The organism is Streptomyces sp. NPDC058877 (genome assembly GCF_042742855.1).
In the GTDB taxonomy this organism is placed as follows: Bacteria; Actinomycetota; Actinomycetes; order Streptomycetales; family Streptomycetaceae; genus Streptomyces.
Window position 1 is genome coordinate 1 of record NZ_JBHYMF010000404.1, and the last position, 1,342, is coordinate 1,342.

Annotated in this window: 2 protein-coding genes; both read right to left on the reverse strand. The window is 72.7% G+C overall.

Features of this window, described 5'->3' with window-relative positions; all coding sequences use genetic code 11:
- The coding region (locus tag ACFW2Y_RS35890; protein ID WP_384887962.1) for a methylaspartate mutase at nucleotides 1–938 on the reverse strand (938 nt) is incomplete at its 3' end.
- The coding region (locus ACFW2Y_RS35895; protein ID WP_384887965.1) for a cobalamin B12-binding domain-containing protein at nucleotides 935–1,342 on the reverse strand (408 nt) is incomplete at its 5' end. The genes ACFW2Y_RS35895 and ACFW2Y_RS35890, both read right to left, overlap by 4 nt.

Sequence of the window (1,342 nt, forward strand, 5' to 3'; positions counted from 1 at the left end):
CTCACCGGTGCCCCGGTGAGCGCGGCGGTCGCCGCAGCGGTCTCCAAGGCGCGGACGTTCTCCTCCACGGTGGGGATGCGGTGGGCCTCCGCGGTGGTCTTCACGATGAGGCGACCGGCGCCGGAGCGCACGGCGAGGCGGGCGGAGGCCTCCAGGAGGCGGGTGGCGCCCTGCTCGGTGCGCGGGTAGACGCCCATGTAGGTGTAGAGGACGACGTGGTGGTCGACGTCATCGGGCAGGAACTCGGCGGCGAGTCGACGCAGGGCGCGCAGGGCCTCCTCGTCCTGGCGGGGGTCCGTCTGCTGGGCGTAACTGAGCGAGACGCTCCGCAAGCCGAACTGGACGAAGAACAGGCACTCGAGGATGCTCGTGGCCACCAGCAGCCCGGGCGGGCAGAGTTGGCCGAGGAGGCAGCCCCCGAAGCTTTCCAGATGGGGAACGGTGCCGGGTCGTGCGCCGGCGGCGAACAGTTCACAGGAGCGGGCCCAGGCGTCGACGGACTCCCGCAGGGGGGTGCGGCCGTAGGGCAGGCAGTAGGAGACGGGGCCGCCTTCGGTGGCGTCCAGTCCGGCCGCGGTGAGCGCACGGACGATCGCCCGGGGGCGGGCGGAGCCGTGCCGGACCTGTACGGGGAAGTCCTCGTCGAGCAGGCCGTCGAGGACGGCCCGGGTGGTCGCCCGGGTGTGTGCCGTGATCGGGTAGCCGTTGAGGCTGCTTCCCTCTGCGACGGCCGCGCGGGCGGCGGCGAGATCGCCGACGCGGGTGTAGCTGTCGACGGTGAGGGTGCCCGCGGTGTGGGCGGTGGCGGCTCTGGTCCGGGCCAGACCGGAGCGCATCAGGCCGGGGTCGCCGAAGCCCATGCGGGGCTGGACGACGAGCCTGCCGGCGTCCGCGGCAGCCGCGACGAACCCGCCGAAGGACGGGGCGGGGGCGGTCAAGCCGGCACCTCCCTGCGGGCGCGTGCGGCGAGGAAGTCGCACAGGGCGTCCAGGTCTTCGCCCAGCACGGCGTCACAGCCGGCCTCGATCAGCCGCGCCACGTCCGCCTCCTGGCGGTGCCCGGCGACGCCGAGCTTGCCCCCGAGGACGACGGGCAGCCCGGCCAGTGCGGGTTCCGTGCGCAGCCGACGGACGGCGGCGAGGCCGTCGCGGTAGCCGTGTCCGTTGACGCTGCTGAGGACGAGCACGTCGGGAACGTGCCGCAGACAGGCGGTGGTCAACAGCTCGGTGTCGACACAAGGACCGATCCCGACGACCTCGCAGCCCTGTTCCTCAAGGAAGAGACGGAGGTACACGAGATTCCAGGTATGGGAATCCGATGCGGTTCCGCTCAGAAGTATCTC